We start from the raw sequence: 22,290 nt of genomic DNA, 5'->3' as shown, positions 1-22,290 counted from the left end.
ATTAGAACATGCCCGCAATCACAATGCCTGCGGTGATTCCGGCTGCCATGAGCGCCACAGCACCCACCGCGATCCACACCGCTGCGCGCGAGCCCTTATTGCGCAGAGGCACAAACTCGCTGTCTTCTGAACGTTGATGCCCGCGCATGCCGGTGCTCTGACGCACCTTGCGGGTGACGGGGGTCGCAACCTGCACGCGCACGTGATCGCGCGGGCTGTCGTTGGCGAAGTCGACGGGAGGTGCCGCCCACACGTCGTCTGCGACTTCGAGCGGTGTCGGGGAGAGCCCCATCGAATGCTCAACTTCGCGCAGTGCTTCGGCAAACGCGAGCGCGGTCTGGAAGCGGTCGCGCGGATTTCGGCGCATCGCCCCCTCGAGCACCTGTTGCAGCGCGGGCGGAACATCGGCGCGCGTGATCGGCACATACGACGCCTTGAGAATGCGCTTGCGCAACTGTTCGCGGGTGTTCTGGCCCGGCTCCGTCTTCTCAAACGGGCTGTGCCCGGCGAGGAGGGAATACACGGTGGCGCCGAGGCTCCACACTTCAGAAAGAATGTCACCGCTGGTCTGCTCGGCGATCACCTCTGGTGCCGTCCACGGCACACTCATCGCCATCATGCCGTCGGGCGTTGACCGCGCGAGGGAAGAGGAGATACCGAAGTCGGCGAGCACCGGAGCACCGAATGCCGTGGTGAGAATATTGCCTGGTTTGATGTCGCGGTGCACGAGACCGGCACGGTGGGCGGTCTCGATCGCTGACGCCATCTTCACCCCGATGGAGATGGCCTCGGCAACCGGAATCTTCTCGGTGCGGTAGCGCGGCGAGAGCGCGCCTGGGCAGTTCTCCATCACGATGTAGGCACGGCCATCGGCGGAGATCCCGGCCTGGTACACGGTGACAATCGACGGGTGCGCTGACAGCCGAGCCAAAACGTCGGCTTCCGCGTTAAACATGCGCACGAGCTCAGCGTCGGCAACGTTGCTTGGCAACACCTTCACGGCGACCTCGCGCCGCGGCATCGCCTGCTCGTACAAAAAGACGTCGGCAAAACCGCCCGATCCCAGCGGACGCACAAAAGTCAGCCCCGCCAGAACCGGTGGAGCAGACACGACTCGCTTGGCCAACAGTCTCCCCTCCGGTCAGCGTTGTTCTTTGCGCCTGCAAAAACACAAGAACGACAGCAATCGTAACAGCCTGCAGGCGCGCGCGAAGACGGGAAAGTACTGACAGTTCGCAGTTTTACGGCGTCAGCGGCGAGGTTCCGTCGCCCGGATCAAACGGTGCATCAAGCGTCAGCGACAGCTCTGCGAGCATCGCTTCGATCTGGGGCTCCACATATTCTGCGATCGCGGTACGTAACCGCAGGCGGTGCGGATAGAGCAGTCTGCAAATCTCCCGACCGATCATATTGGCGTAGTCATCGGCAAGACCCACCTCTTGGCGCAGCGCTTGCTTCGCCTCCGCAGAAAGCGCGGGAAGAGCCGGAACCTCCTGATCGGCTTCGTCGGCGAGACCGGCAATCGTGAAGAGGAAGGGAGCACCGGGTTCCGGCTCCGGGTCAAGCGGCAGACCGTCAAACTCCGGGTCAAGGTCGTCGCTCGGCCGGTAGCGGCGGGCGCGGTTACGGGCAGCCTGGTGGTCGAGTTCTGCCTGCAGCATGGGCAGATTGCGTTCGGTGTAGGCAGACACGGCGCGGTCAACGATCGTCTTGATGCGCGTCGAGAGGCCGTGTTGCACGGCGTGCGGAACGTCAGCGCCTAACCCAGCGGCGGCGAGGATGGGTGAGCCAAAGCAGCGACGACAGGGGGCCACGCGGCCGCGATGAGTCGCGGGCTGCCAGCGGGGCAGCCACGCCAGCCAGGCATCAACGGCCTGACTCACCTGAGTCTCGAGCGATCGCTCCACGTTCACACCGTAAGCCCCATCAGCCGCATTCCGCGTTATTCGTCGTCGGTCTCGTTTTCCCACGGCCACTGCGGGGTCTTGCCGCTGGCGCGGCTGAGGGCCAGGGTGGCGGCTGCCGTCACGACGCCCGCGATGACGACAACCAGGATGTACCCGTTCATGATGATGCCTGTGACGACCGCGGTTGCCGCGATGCCAGAGCCCAAGCTCGAGATGAACAGCCCGGCCAAATACGCGAGGCTCGCCAGCAGCGCCGCGATCGTCGCGGTTCCGATGCTCCCCCGGCGGCTGATGCCACGAATCACAACGATCGCCCAGACCACGACGGCCGCAGCGATACCCACCACCGGAATCAGCGGACTCGCGTTTGGCACCTCGATCGGGTTGGTCTCGGTGAGAACGCTCGTGATGGCGTCGCCTGTGATGATGAGCGACGCAAAAACGACGGCCCCCAACGCCGCGAGCGTGTAGCTCGGCGGGCTCGGGGGGCCGTCGTTTGTGGTCATGATTAGTCGAGCTGCGGGCCAGCCTCGAGCGTGCGCTCGTACTCTTCCTGGGCTTCGTTGTTCCATGCGGTGACCTTGCGGCCGCGCTTGGCGATCCAGCCACCGAACCAGACCGGAAGTTCACGGCCGATCACGAGAGCGACGATGGCGGCCGGAGCGACCAGCTGATCGCGCGCGATCGTTGCCGCTTGGCTCAGCGAGATGGTCCACGGACCCGCCTGGATGACTTCGCCCAGAACATGGCCGGCGTAAGACGCGAGACCAACGAAGAGACCGAAAATCACCCAGTATGCCCAGCGGCCACGGTTAATGAAGGCGCCGAGCAGCCAGAAGGTGAGGTAGAACACGACGACCGGAACCCAGAACGCAAAGCTGGCAAGCTGCGCGAGTGTCTCATCGAGCAGTGCCGTCGTGTCGAGCACGTTGATGCCGCTGAACAGCAGTCGAGCGGCGAGGTAGAAGAGTGCGAAGACGACGGCAGCGAGCAGACCGATGAGGCCGGCAGCTCCGCGGTTGCCACGAACCAGCGGCGGCTCGGGCGCCTGCACAAAGATGGGCTGCGCGGGCGCGGTGCCCGTCAGCACCGGGTCATCAACGGCGACAGGCGGCGTGAGCGGAACCTCGGTGACGTCCTGTACTTCTTGCGGCAGGTTGGCCGTGGACTCGGCAACCTCGGGGCTGTCGTACCAGGCCGGCTTCGCCGGGGTGGTTGCCTCCGCAGCGTTGGCGGCCGTGGCGTCCGTCTCGGTTGCCGCTGCTTCTGCTTCGGCGGATTCTGTGGTTCCGTTGGCCTTCGCGGCAGCCTCGGTAGCCATCACGTCGTCGAGGGCAGCCCAATCCAAGTCATCCTCGGCCGGCTTGTCAGCGTCGGCGGGGGCGGCAGGAGCAGCCTCATCGGCGGGCGCTGCGGCATCGGCAGGCACGTCAGGGCGTGTCACATCGGCTGGGTCGGCGACATCGTTGCCAGCGACCTCATCGCGAGCGGCCTGGGCGTCTGCGAGCGCTTCGTTTGCGCGGTCGACGACGTTGGCCTCGGATGTGGGCTCTACAACCGGCTCACCGAATTCCGGCTCAGGGGTCTTGTTGTCGCTCATGAGAATCTCCTTGCGCGCATGAATGTGCGTGCCCAGAGTAGCCCCGCGATTCGTCACTTTCGGGAGGCATGCCGCGAAAACACGCGGAAGTGGGCAGATTCGCGGGTTCGTGGGGCGTTCTACTCAGCCCGGAACGGCGCGTTGGACTCCCACCAGTCGCCGATCATGGCGCCAAGGTCTCCCCACAGTGGCATCGAAACCACGATGATCGCGACGACGATCGCACTGCAGAGCACGCCGACGACCCATGCGGCGATCGCATTTCGGCCAGCTACGCGTGTCATGGCTCACACGGTACGCCTCCTGCGCTCAGATTGCGCGCAACACTCGCATCTACGCTGGAGTCATGTCCTCAGCTTCCGACTTCTACTCGTACGACCCTGCCTCCGGACACCCGCTCGCACACGACCCGATCAAGTCATTTATTGCGCCGCGTCCGATTGGCTGGATGTCAACCGTTGCCGCCGATGGCACCCGCAACCTCGCACCCTTCAGCTTCTTCACGATGCTGGCTGCCTCCCCTGCGCTGTTGGGTTTCGCCTCAAACGGGCGGTCTGATTCGCTGGCGAACGCGGAAGCGACGGGTGAGTTCACGTGGAACCTCGTGCCCCGCGAACTCGCTGAGGTCATGAATGAAACGTCGGCGGTTGTTCCGCCTGCCGTCGACGAGTTTGAGTTGGCCGGTGTGGACTCGTTGCCGAGTGAGGTCGTGCGACCTGATCGCGTCGCAGCAAGTCCGGTGTCGATTGAATGCGTTGTGACGCAGATCGTTCCGCTGCTCGACCGCGATGGTGCCAGCGCCGGAAGCTGGTTCGTGATCGGGCAGGCCGTGCGCGTGCACGTCGCGCGCGCGACGGTGCGTGATGGCGTGTACGACATCACCGCTGCCAACCCCGTGATGCGCGCAGGCGGTCCCTCCGCCTACTACGGCCTCGCCGCTGACACGCGCTTCGACCTGCGCCGCCCCGGCATGTAACTCCGCGCCGCACTTTCTGTGCGGGTGCGATGGCGTGGTTCCGCGGTGTCTGTGGTTCCGCACCCCGGGTTCCGCACCCCGGCCCCGCACTCGTGGTTCCGCACCCCGGGTTCCGCACTCGGGGTTCCGCACCCCGGGAACGACGAAGGGCCCTCACCCGAAGGTGAGGGCCCCAGCCTTACAAGCAGTAGGGCTTAGTTGTACGTCGTGAATCCGTCGGTCGAGAAACCGTCGAACTCCGTGTAGCTCAGGTCAGCTTCGCTGTACGCGCCGTCGGATGCGAAGATCCGGTTCGGGTAGCGCTCGCTCTTTGCCTCTTCCGTCGCCTCAACAGTGATGTTGCGGTACTTCGACAGACCCGTACCAGCCGGGATGAGCTTACCGATGATGACGTTCTCCTTGAGGCCAACGAGCGGGTCGCTCTTGCCCTCCATGGCGGCCTGCGTCAGAACGCGGGTCGTCTCCTGGAACGATGCAGCCGACAGCCACGACTCGGTCGCAAGCGACGCCTTCGTGATACCCATCAGCTCCGGACGACCCGATGCGGGGCGCTTGCCCTCGCCGACGGCCGCACGGTTGAGGTCGCGGTAACGACGTGCGTCAACGAGCTCACCAGGCAGCAGATCGGTGTCGCCGTGGTCAACAACCGTGACCTTGCGCATCATCTGACGCACGATGACCTCGATGTGCTTGTCGTGAATCGGCACACCCTGCGAGCGGTAAACGCCCTGCACGCCACCAACGAGGTACTTCTGCGCGGCGCGAGCGCCCTGAACACGCATGACCTCCTTGGGGTCAAGCGTGCCGAGCTGCAACGGCTGACCGACAGCAATGTGCTGGCCGTCTTCGACGAGAAGCGTTGCACGCTTCAGCACCGGGTAAACAACCGGCTCGTCGCCGTTGTCGGGCGTCAGGATGACCTTCTTCTGCTTCTCGGTCTCCTCGATCGTGATGCGACCGTCTGCCTCAGCAATCGGCGACGCACCCTTCGGGGTACGAGCTTCGAAGAGCTCCTGCACACGGGGAAGACCCTGCGTGATGTCATCAGCAGATGCGGAACCACCGGTGTGGAAGGTACGCATCGTCAGCTGGGTACCGGGCTCACCAATCGACTGAGCAGCGATGATGCCAACGGCCTCACCGATGTCAACGATCTTGCCCGTTGCGAGCGAACGGCCGTAGCACTGTGCACACACACCAACAGCCGAGTCACACGTCAGAACCGAGCGAACCTTGATGGTCTCAACGCCCGCCTCAACGAGACGGTCGATGAGTACGTCACCCACGTCGTCGCCCACTTCCGCGATGGTCTTGCCATCGGCGGTGACAACCGGAGCCGACAGGGTACGAGCGAACACCGAGTTCTCAACGTTCTCATCGCGAACCAGCGTGCCCGTTGCGTCAGCCTTAGCGATGACGAACTCGAGACCCTTCGAGGTGCCACAGTCGTCTTCACGAATGATGACATCCTGCGAAACGTCGACAAGACGACGCGTCAGGTAACCCGAGTCTGCGGTACGCAGAGCGGTGTCAGCCAGACCCTTACGAGCACCGTGGGTTGCAATGAAGTACTCAGCAACCGACAGACCCTCGCGGTAGGACGAGATGATCGGGCGAGGGATAATCTCACCCTTCGGGTTGTTCACCAGACCACGCATACCGGCGATGTTACGAATCTGCAGCCAGTTACCACGGGCACCAGAGGAGACCATGCGGTTGATCGTGTTGTCTTCCGGGAAGTTCTCGCGCATAGCGGCCTGAACCTCGTCGGTAGCCTTCGTCCAGTTCTCGATGAGCTCCTTCTTACGCTCATCATCGGTCAACAGACCCTTTTCGAACTGGCCGGTGATCTTTGCGGCCTTCTTCTCGTATTCCGCAACAATTTCCTTCTTACGCGGGGGCGTAAGAACGTCGCTCAGCGCCACGGTGACACCCGAACGGGTGGCCCAGTAGAAACCGGCGTCCTTGATGCGGTCAAGCGATGCAGCAACCTCAACCTTGGGGTATTCCTCGGCGAGCTTATTGACGATCTGGCTCAGCTTGCCCTTGTCTGCCTGCTCGCGAACGAACGGGTAGCCCTTGGGGAGCGTGTCGTTGAACATGATCTGACCGAGCGATGCGTCGATCAGTCCGTGCTCTTCGTAGCGCTCGGGTGCTTCACCCTCAAGGAACGTCATGCCCGGGATGCGGATGCGGACCTTAGCCTGCAGGTCGAGGGTGCCCTCGTCCTTAGCCAGGATCGCCTCGGCAACCGAACCGAACGCGCGGCCTTCACCGGTTGCGCCAGCCTTGACCGTGGTCAGGTGGTGCAGACCAATGATCATGTCCTGCGAAGGCAGGGTGACCGGGCGGCCGTCAGACGGCTTCAGGATGTTGTTCGATGCGAGCATCAGCACGCGTGCCTCAGCCTGCGCCTCAACCGACAGCGGCAGGTGAACAGCCATCTGGTCACCGTCGAAGTCAGCGTTGAAGGCTGCACAGACGAGCGGGTGCAGCTGAATAGCCTTACCCTCAACGAGCTGCGGCTCGAACGCCTGGATACCGAGACGGTGCAGCGTAGGTGCACGGTTCAGCAGGACCGGGCGCTCACGAATGATCTCTTCCAGAACGTCCCACACCTCGGGGCGGGTGCGCTCAACGGCGCGCTTCGCTGCCTTGATGTTCTGAGCGTGGTTCAGGTCGATCAGACGCTTGATCACGAACGGCTTGAACAGCTCCAGAGCCATCTGCTTGGGCAGACCACACTGGTGCAGCTGCAGCTGCGGACCAACGATGATGACCGAACGGCCCGAGTAGTCAACACGCTTACCGAGCAGGTTCTGACGGAAACGACCCTGCTTACCCTTGAGCATGTCGCTCAGGGACTTGAGGGCACGGTTACCGGTACCCGTCACCGGGCGACCACGGCGGCCGTTGTCGAACAGTGCGTCGACAGCTTCCTGCAGCATGCGCTTCTCGTTGTTGACGATGATCTCGGGGGCACCGAGGTCGATCAAGCGACGGAGGCGGTTGTTGCGGTTGATCACGCGGCGGTACAGGTCGTTGAGGTCACTCGTTGCGAAGCGACCACCGTCAAGCTGAACCATCGGGCGAAGCTCAGGCGGAATAACCGGAACCACGTCAAGAACCATGGCGGCAGGCGACATGCCGGTCATCAGGAACGAGTTGACAACCTTCAGGCGCTTGATCGCACGGATCTTGCGCTGACCCTTGCCCTCGGAGATCTGCAGGTGGAGGCTGTCAGCCTCAGCCTGCAGGTCGAATGCCTCCAGGCGCTTCTGGATCGACTCCGCGCCCATGTAGGCCTCGAAGTACTGACCGAAGCGGTCCTGCAGCTCCTGGAAGACGTCATCTTCGGGCTTGAGCTGACCGACCTCGAGGGTACGGAACTCATCCCAAACGCGCTCGAGACGGTTGACCTGCTCGTCCGCACGCTTGCGAACGAGAGCCATTTCCTTCTCGGCTGCGTCCTTGACCTTCTTCTTGGCGTCAGCCTTGGCACCTTCAGCCTCGAGAGCAGCGAGCTCCTCTTCCAGCTTCGCGAGACGGTCGTTGACCGTCGCGTCACGGCGGTCGGCGATCGTCTTCATTTCGAGACGGATGCCACCCTCGTGGGTTGCCATGTCGCGGTGACGAGCATCCTCGTCAACCGAGATGACCATGTAAGCGGCGAAGTAGATGACCTTTTCGAGGTCCTTCGGCGCCATGTCCAGCAGGTAGCCCAAGCGCGAGGGAACGCCCTTGAAGTACCAGATGTGGGTGACAGGCGCTGCCAGCTCGATGTGACCCATCCGCTCACGACGAACGGAGCTCTTGGTCACCTCCACGCCACAGCGCTCACAAACGATGCCCTTGAAGCGGACACGCTTGTACTTGCCACATGCGCACTCCCAGTCGCGCGAGGGGCCGAAGATCTGCTCACCGAACAGACCGTCCTTCTCGGGCTTCAGGGTGCGGTAGTTAATCGTTTCGGGCTTCTTGACCTCACCGAACGACCACTTACGGATGTCGTCAGCGGTCGCCAGTGCAATGCGAAGCTCTTCAAAAGTAGGTGCGTCGAGCACGTCTTCTCCTGTGTCGGTTCTTTAAATCGTGTGGACGGTCGGCGAGATTAAATCTCGTCGATCGATGCCGACTCGAAGCGGGTCGAAATGTTGATGCCGAGCTCTTCCGCTGCGCGGAATGCCTCGTCGTCCGATTCACGGAGGTTGACAGGCTGACCGTCTGCGCCGAGAGCCTCGACGTTCAGGCAGAGCGACTGCATTTCCTTCATGAGGACCTTGAAGGACTCGGGGATACCCGGCTCCTGGATGTTCTCACCCTTAACGATCGCCTCGTACACCTTGACGCGGCCAAGGATGTCATCCGACTTGATCGTGAGGAGCTCCTGGAGTGCGTATGCCGCACCGTAGGCCTCAAGGGCCCACACTTCCATCTCACCGAAGCGCTGTCCACCGAACTGCGCCTTACCACCAAGAGGCTGCTGCGTGATCATCGAGTACGGACCCGTCGAACGCGCGTGGATCTTGTCATCGACAAGGTGGTGCAGCTTCAGGATGTACATGTAACCGACCGAGATCGGAGCCGGGAACGGCTCACCCGAACGGCCATCGAACAACTGAGCCTTACCGGTCGAGTCGATCAGGCGAACACCGTCGCGGTTCAGCAACGTGGAGTCGAGAAGACCAGCAATTTCCTGCTCTTCTGCACCGTCGAACACCGGCGTTGCCACCTTGGTTCCGGGAGCCGCTTCAAACGCCTGCTCCGGAAGGTGCGCTGCCCACTCGGGGGTGCCTTCAACCTTCCAACCACGGCTGGCGATCCAACCGAGGTGGGTTTCCAGAACCTGACCGAAGTTCATTCGACCCGGAATACCGAGCGGGTTCAGAACGATGTCGAGCGGGGTTCCGTCAGCCATGAACGGCATGTCTTCCACGGGGAGAATCTTGGCGATAACACCCTTGTTTCCGTGGCGACCAGCGAGCTTGTCACCTGCGGTGATCTTACGCTTCTGGGCGATGTAGACCACGACGCGGCGGTTGACGCCCGAGCCGAGCTCGTCGTCGCCATCTTCCGCGTTGAATTCCTTCACCGCGATGATGGTGCCCTGCTCACCGTGCGGAACCTTCAGCGAGGTGTCGCGAACTTCGCGGCTCTTCTCGTTGAAGATGGCGCGCAGCAGGCGCTCTTCAGCCGACAGCTCGGTCTCGCCCTTCGGCGTGACCTTACCGACGAGGATGTCACCGGGGCGAACCTCGGCACCGATGCGGATGATGCCGCGCTCGTCGAGGTCCTTCAGCAGCTCAGGCGAAACGTTCGGAAGGTCACGGGTGATCTCTTCCTTACCGAGCTTCGTGTCGCGGGCGTCAACTTCGTACTCTTCGATGTGAATCGAAGAGAGCGTGTCGTCCTTCACCAGGTCCTGGCTGAGGATGATCGCGTCTTCGTAGTTGTAGCCTTCCCACGTCATGAAGCCGACGAGGAGGTTCTTACCCAGTGCGAGCTCACCGTTTTCGGTTGCCGGGCCATCAGCGATGACCTCGCCAGCCTCGATGCGCTCACCCTGCGAAACAATCACACGCTGGTTGTACGACGTGCCCTGGTTCGAACGGTCGAACTTGCGGAGGTAGTACTCCTGCGTTCCGCCTTCGTCGAGCTGAACGACAACGCGGTCAGCCGAAACCTCGGAGACCACACCGGCCTTGTCAGCGGTAACAACGTCACCAGCGTCAATAGCGGTGAAGCCCTCCATACCGGTACCGACGAGCGGCGACTCGGAGCGAAGCAGCGGCACAGCCTGACGCTGCATGTTGGCACCCATCAGGGCGCGGTTCGCGTCGTCGTGCTCGAGGAACGGAATGAGCGACGTTGCAACCGACACCATCTGGCGCGGCGAAACGTCCATGTAGCCGATTTCGTCAGCCGGGAAGAGGTCAACCTCACCGTCGCGGCCCGAACGAGCAAGCACGCGGGCGTCAGCGAACGCGCCGTCCTTCTTCAGGACTGCGTTTGCCTGTGCCACCACGTAGTCCTGCTCTTCAGCAGCCGTGAGGTAGTCGATCGTTGCCGACACCTTGCCGTCGATAACACGACGGTACGGGGTCTCAATGAAACCGAATGCGTTGATGCGCGCGAACGATGCGAGCGAACCAATCAGACCAATGTTCGGACCTTCAGGCGTCTCAATCGGGCACATACGGCCGTAGTGGGACGGGTGAACGTCACGAACCTCAACACCTGCACGCTCACGCGACAGACCACCAGGGCCGAGGGCCGAGAGGCGACGCTTGTGCGTCAGACCCGCGAGCGGGTTGTTCTGGTCCATGAACTGCGACAGCTGCGAGGTTCCGAAGAACTCCTTGATCGCAGCCACAACCGGACGCACGTTGATGAGCGTCTGCGGCGTGATGGCCTCGATGTCCTGCGTGGTCATGCGCTCGCGAACGACGCGCTCCATGCGGGAAAGACCGGTGCGAACCTGGTTCTGGATGAGCTCGCCGACGGCGCGGATACGACGGTTACCGAAGTTGTCGATGTCGTCGGTTGCCAGCGTGATGTCAGCAGGCTTGCCGTTGCGAACACCCTGGTACGAGGTGTCGCCGTGGTGCAGGCGAACCAGGTACTTGATGGTGGCAACGATGTCTTCAACGGTCAGTACCGACTCGGTTGCCGGAGTGTCCAGGCCGAGCTTCTGGTTGATCTTGTAGCGACCAACCTTTGCCAGGTCGTAACGCTTAGCGTTGAAGTAGAAGTTGTCGAGCAGCGCGCGGGCAGCTTCAGCAGCAACCTGCTCGCCCGGACGAAGCTTGCGGTAGATGTCGCGGAGCGCATCTTCCTTCGTGAGGATCGTGTCCTTCGACAGCGTCTCTTCGATCGAGTCGAAGCCGGCGAACTCAGCGAGGATGTCTTCGCTGGTCAGGCCGAGGGCCTTGAGGAATACGGTGACCGACTGCTTACGCTTGCGGTCAACACGCACGCCCACCTGGTCGCGCTTGTCGATTTCAAACTCAAGCCATGCACCACGGCTCGGGATGATACGAGCGGAGAAGATATCTTTATCGCTCGTCTTGTCAGGCGTGCGATCGAAGTAGACACCGGGGGAACGGACGAGCTGCGAAACGACGACGCGCTCGGTACCGTTGATGATGAACGTACCCTTGCTGGTCTGCAGCGGGAAGTCGCCCATGAAGACCGTCTGGGTCTTGATCTCACCGGTCTGGTGGTTCATGAACTCGGCCTCGACGTAGAGAGGCGCGGCGTACGTCTTGCCGCGCTCCTTGCACTCGTCGATCGAGTACTTCTCCGGCTCCAGGTACGGGTTCGTGAACGAGAGCTGCATGGTCTCGCTCAGGTCTTCAATGGGGCTGATCTCCTCGAAGATCTCCTCAAGACCCGAGATCTCGGGAACGTCGGTGCGTCCCTCAGCCTGCGCCTCAGCGACGCGGGCCTTCCAGTTCTCGTTTCCGACCAACCAGTCGAACGATTCGACCTGCAGAGCAAGCAGGTCGGGAACCGTCAGGGTGTCAGAAATCTTGGCGAACGAGAGGCGGGAAGCTCCGCGTCCGTTCTTGGGTGTGGTGGTGGATGCGTTGCGCGCAGCTGCCAAGGGAATTACCTCCAGGGGACCCGGCGGGGTCTCGTGATTCCTTGTCGTAGGGTGGTGCTCATCTCTTCCCAAAACCTGCACCGTTCTCGCAAACGGAGACACAGATTCTGCCGACCACCATATGAGGGCAGGGGGAAGTGAGCGCAACTATCAACAATACACACCGTTATTCGACATGTCCACCCCCAATGCCGAGGGTTTGCTGAGTGTCGGTGTATATGGTTCCGCACCCCCGCTTCTGCGGCCGCACTCATGGTTCCGCCCGCGGCTTTCCGCGCCAGACTTCCGGTTCCGTTCGCTCCGTCGACGCGCCGCCGCGTGGTTCCACGCCCTCACTTTTCCCTGTTCTGCACGACCAAAAGTGTTCTGCACGGCCAAAACACGGCGTGTCGCGTCGAGCCCGCGTTTCGACCGTGCAGAACAGGATTTTTTGCGCCGGTGGTTGAGCGAGGACGCGGCGCGTCGAGACGAAGCGACCGAGACGGAGCGAACCGGCGTGATGGGTTCGCCCAAGTGGAACCACGCGAAGGCTGCGGCTACGGCAGGTCGAAGACGATGCGGAGGGCGGCTTCGTATTCATCGAGGCGGCCGGCTGCGGCGAACTCCCGCGCGCGCACTGACGGCCCATGCGCCAGGACGGCAGCGAAGTGGCGGAGTGCGCGCTCAATGTCGTCGGAATGCCCGGAACCATGGGGCAGGCGGGTGAGTTCTGCCGCGAGCGCGTCGGCGATGTGGCGGCGGTATCCGACAATCGCCGGAACCGCGGCGCGGTGCGCGAGGTAGGTCGCGGCATGCGCACCCACGACGTCACGGGCAACATCAGCGAGCTCAGGCAGCTCGGCATTCTTGCCAATGATGGCGAGGTCGATGAGTTCGATACCAGCCAACTCCCCCACGGCGGGGTCAACGTTGCGGGGTAAACCGAGATCGATGATGAGGCGATTCTTTTCGTCGATGATTTGGTCGACCGTGACGGTGTACCGCGACGTGCAGGTGATCACGATGCGCGCCCGCGAAATCGCATCGGGCAAGTCATCTTCTGCTGTCACACCAAACTTCTCGGCAAATCGTGCAGCCCGCCCCGTCGCCGAAAACACCCGCAGGTTCTCAGCGCCCCGCGCACGCAACGACTGAATCGTGGTGGCGGCGTACGATCCGGTTCCGACGATCAGCACCGGAATCGGCGACCAGTCCGCGACCCGCAACTCGAGCATGTCGAGCACCGTGCGCACGAGCGTGCGCCCCGACGCCGCCAAATCAGTGCGCGCCCGAACCGCTCGGTTCGCGGTGGCCGCTCGTTGAAACACCTGCTCCAGATGCCCGGTGACGGCTCCCGCCTCACGCGACGCGACCAGCGCACGCTGCACCTGACCAGAAATTTCGTCTTCGCCCATCACCATGGACTCGAGCCCCGAGCTCACCGAGAACAGGTGTCGAATCGCGTCATCGCCGCTGAGCGCGGTGACCGACGCAGCCAACTCGGCACCGTCATCCAACAGCGCAGCCAGCGCCGTGGTTCCGATTTTCTCGGGCGCTTCGGCGTCATCAGAAACATCGAGGTACGCCTCGAATCGATTGCACGTGGCAAGCACGACGGCACCCCGAACATCGGCATGCGCGGCGAAGGCGGAAGCGGTGGCGGCATCGACCGAACGGGCGACGCGATCGAGCACATCGAACTCCGTATTGCGGTGATTTGCCGTGAGACATAACAGCACGATCGCCTACCCTCACAGACTTTCCTGGTAATCATCTGATGTTCTGAACTTCATCAGACGATACCCTCTTTTACATGCCCCTTGCACCTGCGCATCCCCTCGTTGACGGCCGCACGTCGTCTGCCCCCGTCGTTCTTGCCGCCCGCGGCGAGAAGCAAGCCACACCTCCGATTTGGTTTATGCGCCAGGCGGGGAGGTCGCTGCCTGAGTATCACCAGGTGCGCGGAACCACGGGAATGCTCCAGGCATGCCTCACGCCCGAATTGGCTGCGGAGATCACGCTGCAGCCGGTCTGGCGTCATGATGTTGACGCCGCGGTGTTCTACAGCGACATTGTGATTCCGCCGCTCGTCGCCGGGCTCGACGTGGAGATCGTGTCGGGCCGCGGGCCGGTGTTTGCGAAGCCCGTACGGACCGCCACCGACGTCGCCGCACTCCCCGCGCTCGACAGTCTCGACTTCACGCCGATTCGTGAGGCGATCGCGATCATCACGGCCGAACTCGGCTCCACGCCGCTCATCGGTTTCGGTGGCGCGCCGTACACCCTGGCGTCGTACCTCATTGAGGGTGGCCCGTCGAAAGACCAGGCGCGCGCTCGCGCCCTGATGAAGGCCGATCCGGCAACCTTCCGTGCGCTGCTGAGCTGGTGCGCAGACGCCACCGCACAGTTCATGCGCGCGCAGGTCGAGGCCGGCGCCAGCGTCGTGCAGCTGTTTGACTCGTGGGCCGGTTCCCTCTCGCGCACCGACTGGGCGACGCACGTCGCACCGCACTCGGCGGCGATCTTCTCCGCGCTCGACGACCTCGAGGTTCCGCGCATCCACTTCGGTCTCGGCATGCGCGACATGCTCGATCTGATTCCTGACCTCGGCGCGCACACCGTCGGCATCGACTGGCGAACGCCGCTTGACGAGGCCGCCGCCGTGCTCGGCGATCGCGCCGGAGTGCAGGGCAATATTGATCCGGCCGTGCTCGGCGCCGGATGGGACGCGATTCGCAACAACGTGAACGACGTCGTTGCCCGCGGCCGCACCGCACGCTCGCACATTGTGAACCTCGGTCACGGCGTGACGCCCGACACGAATCCGGCGCTGCTCACGCGCATTGTCGAGCACGTTCATGCCCTCTGACATCTTCATCGTGGGCGGTGGCGTCGCGGGCCTCACTCTGGCGCGCGATCTTGCACTCGGCGGTCGCCGCGTGCACGTCATTGAACGCGAAGAACGCACCGGCGGCCAGGTCACGGCGATTGACGTCGAAGCCCACCAGCTCGATGCCGCAGCGGAGTCGTTCGCGACACGCACGAGCGCGGTGTCTGACCTGATCGATGAGCTGGGTTTAACCGACCGCATCATCTCGCCGCTGGACGCACCCGCGTGGATTTACCGCGAAGACGGAACCACGACGCCGCTGCCAGCAACGGGGCTGTTGGGCGTTCCCTCCTCCCCCTTCGCCGCCGACGTGCGCGCGTCGATTGGCGTGATCGGTGCCGCCCGCGCCTGGGCCGATGTGATTCTCCCGCGCCGCATTGGTTCCGACGCCACCACGTTCGGCGATCTCGTCACCGCACGCATGGGCAGCCGCGTCACCGACCTCCTCGTCGGCCCGATCACCCGCGGCGTGCACTCCACAGACCCCCAAGACCTCGCGATCGCGGCGGCGCACCCGGCCCTTGCGTCACGCTCGAGCCGTTCGCTGGCGCGCGCGATTCGTGAGATTCGGCGCACCGCACCCGCTGGTTCCGCTGTCGCGAGCCTCCGCGGCGGCATGCACACCCTGCCCATCGCGCTGGCCGCGAGCGCCGCAGCTGCCGGCGTCGAGATTCATCGCGGCGTTACCGCCACCGATGTCTCCCCCAGCGACGTCGCCTTCGGCGGCGCTACGCATCGCGGCGACGTCATCATGGCTGCGCCTCCCGCTGGCGCGCGCACCCGCGACGTGACGCTGGTGACCGTTGTGGCATCCGCTCCGGCGTGGGCTGAAGCCCCGCGCGGCACCGGCGTGCTCGTCACACGCGGTGCCAGCAATGTTTCTGCCCGCGCTCTTACCCACGTGAGCGCGAAATGGTCGTGGGTGTCACGCGCGTTTTCGGGCAGGCAGGTCGTGCGGCTGTCGTACGACGGCGCGACAGCAGAACCGTTGGCCAAGGCCGTGAACGACGCGTCCGCACTGATGGGCTCGGCGCCCGAAGTGGTGCACACCGTACTCGAGCGCCGCTGGGCACGTGCCACGCCTTTAGCCGAACGCGACCGCGGAACCATGCGCTGGGTGGGTGAAGCGGTGGCGGGCACGGGTCTCGCCGCCGTCATCGCTCACGCCAGGCGTACCGCGACAGACATACTCACCGCACCGTGATGAAGGAAGAAACAATGACGTACCGGTTGGGAACCCGCGCCTCCAAGCTCGCGGTCGCGCAGGCGGGCATGATCGCCGAACAGATTGGTGCCGAGCTCGTGCTGATCACGAGCGAGGGCGACATTTCTACGCGCTCGCTGCTGGAAGTGGGCGGCCAGGGCATCTTCGCCAATGCGTTGCGCGACGCGATGTTGCGTGGCGAGGTCGATCTGCTCGTGCACTCCTATAAGGATCTGCCGACGGTCGAGATTCCGCAGTTGTCGATTGCCGCTGTTCCTCCTCGCGCCGATGCCCGTGATGTGCTGTGTTCAGCGAGCGGCCTGACGTTGGCGGAGCTGCCCGCTGGCGCGAAGATCGGAACCGGGTCGCCGCGCCGCAACGCGCAACTGTTGGCAGTGCGCCCAGATATCACGCTCGTCGACATTCGCGGCAACGTTGACACACGTCTGGAGCGCCTCACCACCGATGATCCGCAGCGGCGTCTCGACGCGATCGTGCTGGCGGCCGCCGGCCTGCAGCGGGTGGGCTACGCCGACCGCATCACCGAGTACTTCCCGCTCAGCTCATGGCCGACCGCCCCGGGCCAGGGGGCGCTTGCGGTCGAGGTTCCGACGGGCAACGAGGCGATCGCTGCGAAGCTCGATCACCGTGAATCACGCATGGCCGCGGATGCGGAACGCGGCTTGCTCGCACGACTCGACGCCGGATGCGCTGCACCCCTCGGCGCCCACGCATTCATCGAAGACGGCCTGCTGTTTCTCGATGCCACCGTCTACAGCCTCGATGGCACGCGCTCGGCGTCGTCCTCACACGCGGTGCCCGTCGATGACCCCGATGCGGCGACAATCGCGGCCGACGTGGTGGCGGCCGAGTTGCTCGCACAGGGTGCCGCCGACCTGGCCCCGATGCGGCGCCGCTGACCCCGCCCCTGGCATGTTGAGCGCGCGTCGAGACGAAACGCCCCGGCCCGGCGCGGCACGGCACGGCGCGGCACGGCGCGGCACGGCACGGCACGGCGCGGCGCATGCGCTCCACGTCCTCGCTCAACGATCAACACTCAATCCAACACCGCACGCAGGCACTGCCCGTTTCTACCCGGGCGCCTCACGCGGCCCACGCAACGGCCAACGCCCCGCCCCTCAACCACACCCCCAAGGAGAAAGCTCATGACTCTTCCGATTCGTCCGCGTCGGTTGCGGGCGACGCCCGCGTGGCGCCGTCTCGTCAGCGAGACGCGCCTCACGCCTGAGCAGCTGATCCTGCCCATGTTCATTCGCGAGGGTGCGACGGCGGCCACACCGGTGTCGTCGATGCCGGGTGTCGTGCAGCACAGCCTCGACTCGTTTCGCGCGGCATTGAATCATGCGGCGCAGGTGGGCGTCGGCGGCGTCATGCTGTTTGGTGTTCCCCTCGATAAGGACGCAGACGGAACAGGGGCGAGCGATGCCGACGGCATCCTGCAGGTTGCGACGCGGATAGCAGCGAGCGAAGTGGGTGACGCCCTCGTTGTGCAGACCGACCTGTGCCTCGACGAGTTCACCGACCACGGACACTGCGGCGTGCTTGATGCCCACGGTGGTGTCGACAACGATGCGACGCTGCAGCGGTATATCGCGATGGCCCTCGCGCAGGCGGAAGCTGGTTCCGCTCTGCTCGGACTGTCGGGCATGATGGACGCGCAGACGGCCGCGCTGCGTGCCGCTCTCGATGCGGCCGGGCACACCGACGTCGCGCTCCTCGCCTATGCAGCCAAGTATGCGTCGGCGTTTTACGGCCCCTTCCGTGAGGCCGTGGATTCGAGTCTCGTCGGCGACCGGAAGTCGTATCAAATGGATCCGGCCAATCGTCGCGAAGGTGCGCGCGAAGTCGCGCTCGACGTTGCCGAGGGTGCTGACATTGTGATGGTGAAGCCGGCGCTGCCCTATTTGGACGTGCTGTCAGATGCGGCGGCCACCTCACCGGTTCCGGTGTGGGCGTATCAAGTGTCTGGCGAGTACGCGATGATCGAAGCTGCCGCGGCGAACGGGTGGATCGACCGCGAGCGTGCTATCGATGAGTCACTCATTTCGATTCGTCGCGCCGGTGCCGACGCAATCTTGACGTATTGGGCGGCCGAGGTCGCAGAAAGGTGGGCACGATGACCACGCTGAACTCCATTCCGCTGACGAACGAACAGGCCGCGGCCCGCGCCCGCGCCGTGATCCCCGGTGGCGTCAACTCACCGGTGCGCGCCTTCGCGTCGGTGGGTGGCGCTCCGCTCGCGATCGTCAAGGCGCAGGGCCCGCATGTGTGGGATGTCGAGGGCAACGCCTATGTGGATCTGGTCGCGTCGTGGGGTCCGGCGCTCGTCGGGCACGCACACCCCGATGTCGTTGAGGCGGTGCAGCAGGCGGCGGCGCGCGGGCTGTCGTTTGGCGCGTCCACGCCCGCCGAGGCCGAGCTGGCAGAACTCGTCATTGACCGTCTCACCGTCAACGGCGCGCGGGCCATCGATAAGCTCCGACTCGTCTCGACGGGAACCGAGGCCACCATGACGGCGGTGCGCCTCGCGCGCGGTGTCACGGGGCGAGACCTCATTATCAAGTTCGCCGGTCACTATCACGGTCATTCCGATGGCCTGCTTGCTGACGCTGGCTCCGGACTCGCGACCCTCGCGATCCCTGGTTCCGCTGGCGTTCCGACGCCCATCGCCGCGCAAACGCTGGTGTTGCCTTACAACGATCGCGAGGCGGTGGCGGCAGCTTTCGCCGCGTATCCGGGCCAGATTGCGGCGATCATCACCGAAGCCGCCGGCGCAAACGCGGGCATCTTGGTTCCGGCTGATGGCTTCAACGAGTTTCTCGTCGACACCGCGCACGCGCACGGCGCACTGGTGATTCTGGACGAAGTGCTCACCGGCTTTCGGGTCAGCCCCGCCGGATGGTGGGGTCTTGAGCAGGCCGACGGCGCTACCTGGCGCGCTGACATCGTGACGTTCGGCAAGGTGATTGGTGGCGGTATGCCGCTGGCAGGGCTCGGCGGCCGTGCGGAAATCTTGGACCACTTGGCCCCGCTCGGCCCGGTCTACCAAGCCGGAACGCTCAGTGGAAACCCGCTCGCCGTTGCCGCTGGCATCGCGACGCTGCGTCTCGCTGACGACGCGGTCTACGAGCGCGTCAACCACGCGGCCGCCGTTGTCGCGTCATCGCTCAGCGAAGCGCTCGAGGACGAGGGCGTCGAGCATCTCATTTCGCACGCGGGCAACCTGTTTTCGGTGGCGTTCCGATCCGGAACCATCACGAACTACGACGACGCCCGTGACCAGGAGTCGTGGCGCTACCCGGCGTTCTTCCACGCGATGCGCGAGCAGGGGGTATCGCTACCACCCAGCGTGTTCGAAGCATGGTTCCTGACCGCGGCACACGATGACGCCGCGGTCGAGCAGATTATCGAGGCGCTCCCCGCTGCGGCGCGCGCGGCGGCTGAGGCCGAACCCGCGTAGTTCCCCGGCACCGGGGGCGCCACGCCCCACCGCGATGTCGCGAGAACGACAAAATGTCGTGAGAACCATACGAAACGGTGCGAAATCTATCGCTCTCGCGACAAAGTGTCGCTCTCGCGACAAAGCTTGGCTGTCACGACACCGGAACCAGAGCCTTAGTCGACGAGCATGTGATCGACCCAGCGGCCAAGAGTGGCGTAGGCGTCTTCGCGGGCATCCTTTGCCGACAGAAAGATGTCGTGCAAGGCGCCGTCGATGCGCTCCACGGTGACCGAGCGACCCAGTTTCAGCGAAGCCTTGGCAATATCATCAACGACGAGCACCGTGTCTGCGCTCTTCGCTTCCTCTGACCAGCGCACGCCGATCCACGTCCGCTGCGAAAGCAAAACGCAGACCGGCACGTTGATACCGAGTCCGGCTTCAACCGCATGCTGGCCATTCACGATCGCGCTCATCCAGCCCGCGTGTATCGGCATTGCCCGGTCCGGACGCCAGTCGAGATTGATCTCGTACGGATCTTCCTCGTGGGCCACCTCCTGTTGCGCCCGGGAGTAGAACCCGAGGTCAAGCTGCGGGCCGACATCCATCGGCCGCACCCGCGCGGTCAGCTGCACGAACGCGGCGATGGCCTGCCGTGTAATACCGGTGATCTGCAGTTCAAGCCATGGCGAATTCAAAATGATCGCCGACGCCAGCCCCGCGTGCCGAGCCGCCCACAGTGACAGGGTGAGCCCGCCGGTTGAATGCCCCATCAGCACGAGACGGCGATCACCGCGAGCGCGGTCAGTCTTCCACCCCATGGCCGCGAGAGCGGCGGCGATGTCCTCGTCGTAGGTTCCGAGATCAGACACGTATCCCGCGGTCTGCCCTGGCCGCAAAGAACGACCATACTTGCGCAGGTCAAGCGCATAGAAGTTTGCGCCCCGTTCGTTCCAGAACTTCGCGAGCCTGCGCTGAAAAAAGTAGTCACTCCACCCGTGCACGTAGAGCACGTCGATGTCGGTCAAGGCCCGCCTATCACCCGACAGAGTGCGCCACCATGTCGCAGGAGCGGCCAGCGAACGCACCAACGTAGCGACAACCTCGCCTTCGTTGTCGTCACCCAGCGGCAACGTCGTCTGCTCAAACGGCGCGCCGAGAATATCCGGCTTCCAGTCCCACATGACTTCGACCCTACGAGAAACGCCCGGAGCATGCTCCGGGCGACACTCGGTTTACGGCGCGCAATGAGGCGCCGCAGGAAATTACTTGGTGGGACGGGTGACGTCGCGGGAGACGGTCACCATCTCATCACGCGGAACCACCTTGACGCGGGCGCGCTCGTGCGGTTCGCCGAGGCTCACTTCGTGCGCGTCGAGACGGTGCCAGCCGTCGAGGTCGGTCCATGCGACGCCGCGACTTTCCAGCAACGCGGTGACGGCTTCTTCCGTCGGATCCTCCGGGTGCCACCAGGACCCCTGGTCGTTGATCAGGTGTCGCACGGTCTCCATCGCATCCGACTTCGTGTGGCCGATGAGACCGACGGGTCCGCGTTTGATCCAACCGGTGGCATACATGCCAGGAACCCGTTCGTTGGACTCCTTGCGCAGCACCTGGCCCTCGTGGTTCGGAATCACACCGTGCTTCTTATCAAACGGCACACCCGCAAGCGGCGAACCGAAGTAGCCGATCGCACGATAAAGCTGCTGAATAGGAACCTCACGCAGCTCGCCCGTGCCGACAACGCCGCCCTCGCCGTCCGGGCGCGTGCGCTCATAGACAAATCCAGAAACGCGACCGTTTTCGTCCTTTTTGACCTCGATGGGTTTCGCGTAGAAGTGCAGGTGCAGACGGCGCGACGCCTCGCCTCCTGCGTTGTTCACGCCGGGGCGCTTGCGCCATGACTGCAGCACACGGTCAATCACCATGACCTGCTTGTTACTGGCAACGGCGGTCTTTGCGGCCTCGTCATATTCGAAGTCTTCGTCGTACACAACCATGTCGACGTCGCGTAGCTCGCCGAGTTCGCGCAGCTCAAGCGGTGTGAACTTCACCGATGTCGGGCCGCGGCGTCCGAAGACGTGCACGTCGGTGACGGCGCTCTTCTGCAACCCCTGGAATACATTGTCCGGAACCTCGGTGACGAGGAGATCTTCTGCATGCTTTGCCAGCATGCGAGCGACGTCAAGCGCAACGTTACCGTTGCCAATAACGGCAACCGATTCGCCGTCGAGGGTCCAGTCGCGCGGTACGTCGGGGTGCCCGTCGAACCAGCTCACGAAGTCGGCGGCGCCGAAAGAACCCTCGGCGTCGATGCCCGGAATGTCGAGCGACGTGTCGCGCACGGCGCCGGTCGCGAAGATGACCGCGTTGTAATGCTTCTTTAGGTCATCGAGCGTGATGTCGGTTCCGAAATGCACGTTGCCGAACAGGCGAATGTCACCGCGGTCAAGCACGTCGCGCAGAGCGTTGATGATGCCCTTGATCCGCGGGTGGTCAGGGGCGACGCCGTAGCGAACCAGCCCGTATGGTGCGGGAAGACCCTCGAAGAGGTCGATCGAGACATCGAACTTACGCTCCGCCTTCAGCAAGATATCGGCGGCATAGATGCCAGCGGGGCCAGCGCCCACGATCGCAAGCCTGAGCTTGGTCATTCGGTTCCTTCCTG

The 22,290-nt window shown here is 63.8% G+C and carries 16 protein-coding genes; 6 read left to right on the top strand and 10 right to left on the bottom strand.

Features of this window, described 5'->3' with window-relative positions:
- Window position 1: 1 nt before the first annotated feature.
- From KTJ77_RS01905 to KTJ77_RS01885, 5 genes are all read right to left on the bottom strand, one after another.
- Window positions 2–1,111 (bottom strand): serine/threonine-protein kinase, encoded by a 1,110-nt coding sequence (locus KTJ77_RS01905; protein WP_367948799.1) that lies wholly within the window; start codon window positions 1,109–1,111, stop codon window positions 2–4.
- A gap of 130 nt (window positions 1,112–1,241) precedes the next feature.
- Entirely contained in the window at window positions 1,242–1,907 is a 666-nt protein-coding gene (locus tag KTJ77_RS01900) for a spermidine/putrescine ABC transporter substrate-binding protein (RefSeq protein WP_217336827.1), read from the bottom strand.
- A 35-nt stretch (window positions 1,908–1,942) separates the two neighbouring features.
- Window positions 1,943–2,413 carry a hypothetical protein gene (locus tag KTJ77_RS01895; RefSeq protein ID WP_217336826.1) on the bottom strand — a complete coding sequence of 157 codons (471 nt, stop codon included), beginning with the start codon at window positions 2,411–2,413 and terminating at the stop codon, window positions 1,943–1,945.
- 2 nt (window positions 2,414–2,415) lie between these two features.
- On the bottom strand, window positions 2,416–3,507 hold the full coding sequence (locus tag KTJ77_RS01890; RefSeq protein ID WP_217336825.1) for a glycosyltransferase family 39 protein: 1,092 nt from the start codon (window positions 3,505–3,507) through the stop codon (window positions 2,416–2,418).
- Window positions 3,508–3,626: 119 nt separating this feature from the next.
- Complete coding sequence (locus KTJ77_RS01885) at window positions 3,627–3,791, bottom strand: hypothetical protein (RefSeq protein ID WP_217336824.1); 165 nt, start codon at window positions 3,789–3,791, stop codon at window positions 3,627–3,629.
- A gap of 62 nt (window positions 3,792–3,853) precedes the next feature.
- Here KTJ77_RS01885 and KTJ77_RS01880 point away from each other — a divergent pair, with 62 nt between their 5' ends.
- The gene (locus tag KTJ77_RS01880; RefSeq protein ID WP_217336823.1) at window positions 3,854–4,483 is read left to right on the top strand and encodes a flavin reductase family protein; all 630 of its coding nucleotides are present in this window, start codon (window positions 3,854–3,856) and stop codon (window positions 4,481–4,483) included.
- A gap of 194 nt (window positions 4,484–4,677) precedes the next feature.
- Here KTJ77_RS01880 and rpoC read toward each other — a convergent pair whose 3' ends face one another.
- The 3 genes from rpoC to KTJ77_RS01865 all read right to left on the bottom strand — a co-directional run bounded on the left by rpoC (window position 4,678) and on the right by KTJ77_RS01865 (window position 13,807).
- Entirely contained in the window at window positions 4,678–8,547 is a 3,870-nt protein-coding gene (rpoC, locus tag KTJ77_RS01875; protein WP_217336822.1) for a DNA-directed RNA polymerase subunit beta', read from the bottom strand.
- A gap of 47 nt (window positions 8,548–8,594) precedes the next feature.
- Window positions 8,595–12,089: a DNA-directed RNA polymerase subunit beta gene (gene rpoB, locus KTJ77_RS01870; RefSeq protein ID WP_217336821.1), complete on the bottom strand. Its 3,495-nt coding sequence runs from the start codon at window positions 12,087–12,089 to the stop codon at window positions 8,595–8,597.
- Between the two features lie 536 nt (window positions 12,090–12,625).
- Window positions 12,626–13,807: a glutamyl-tRNA reductase gene (locus KTJ77_RS01865; RefSeq protein ID WP_217336820.1), complete on the bottom strand. Its 1,182-nt coding sequence runs from the start codon at window positions 13,805–13,807 to the stop codon at window positions 12,626–12,628.
- A gap of 74 nt (window positions 13,808–13,881) precedes the next feature.
- Between KTJ77_RS01865 and hemE the strand changes: the two genes are divergently transcribed.
- The 5 genes from hemE (at window position 13,882) to KTJ77_RS01840 (ending at window position 19,643) form a co-directional block, all read left to right on the top strand.
- A complete protein-coding gene (gene hemE / locus KTJ77_RS01860) occupies window positions 13,882–14,937 on the top strand; it encodes a uroporphyrinogen decarboxylase (protein WP_217336819.1) in 1,056 nt (351 codons plus the stop codon).
- Window positions 14,927–16,162: an NAD(P)/FAD-dependent oxidoreductase gene (locus KTJ77_RS01855; RefSeq protein ID WP_217336818.1), complete on the top strand. Its 1,236-nt coding sequence runs from the start codon at window positions 14,927–14,929 to the stop codon at window positions 16,160–16,162. Before hemE ends, KTJ77_RS01855 begins: the two co-directional genes overlap by 11 nt.
- 14 nt (window positions 16,163–16,176) lie before the next feature.
- Window positions 16,177–17,082 (top strand): hydroxymethylbilane synthase, encoded by a 906-nt coding sequence (gene hemC / locus KTJ77_RS01850; RefSeq protein ID WP_217336817.1) that lies wholly within the window; start codon window positions 16,177–16,179, stop codon window positions 17,080–17,082.
- A gap of 246 nt (window positions 17,083–17,328) precedes the next feature.
- Window positions 17,329–18,303, top strand: a complete 975-nt coding sequence (hemB, locus tag KTJ77_RS01845; RefSeq protein ID WP_217336816.1) for a porphobilinogen synthase — start codon at window positions 17,329–17,331, stop codon at window positions 18,301–18,303.
- A complete protein-coding gene (locus KTJ77_RS01840; RefSeq protein ID WP_217336815.1) occupies window positions 18,300–19,643 on the top strand; it encodes a glutamate-1-semialdehyde 2,1-aminomutase in 1,344 nt (447 codons plus the stop codon). Before hemB ends, KTJ77_RS01840 begins: the two co-directional genes overlap by 4 nt.
- 155 nt (window positions 19,644–19,798) lie before the next feature.
- On the opposite strand, the gene KTJ77_RS01835 is transcribed toward KTJ77_RS01840, so the two are convergent.
- Window positions 19,799–20,806 (bottom strand): alpha/beta hydrolase, encoded by a 1,008-nt coding sequence (locus tag KTJ77_RS01835; protein ID WP_217336814.1) that lies wholly within the window; start codon window positions 20,804–20,806, stop codon window positions 19,799–19,801.
- A gap of 81 nt (window positions 20,807–20,887) precedes the next feature.
- Window positions 20,888–22,276: an FAD-dependent oxidoreductase gene (locus tag KTJ77_RS01830; protein WP_217336813.1), complete on the bottom strand. Its 1,389-nt coding sequence runs from the start codon at window positions 22,274–22,276 to the stop codon at window positions 20,888–20,890.
- Window positions 22,277–22,290: the final 14 nt, after the last annotated feature.

The sequence above is a fragment of the Microbacterium sp. NC79 genome, from assembly GCF_019061125.1.
In the GTDB taxonomy this organism is placed as follows: Bacteria; Actinomycetota; Actinomycetes; order Actinomycetales; family Microbacteriaceae; genus Microbacterium.
Note: the sequence above shows the minus strand (reverse complement) of the source record. Positions and strands in the feature narration are given on the sequence as shown.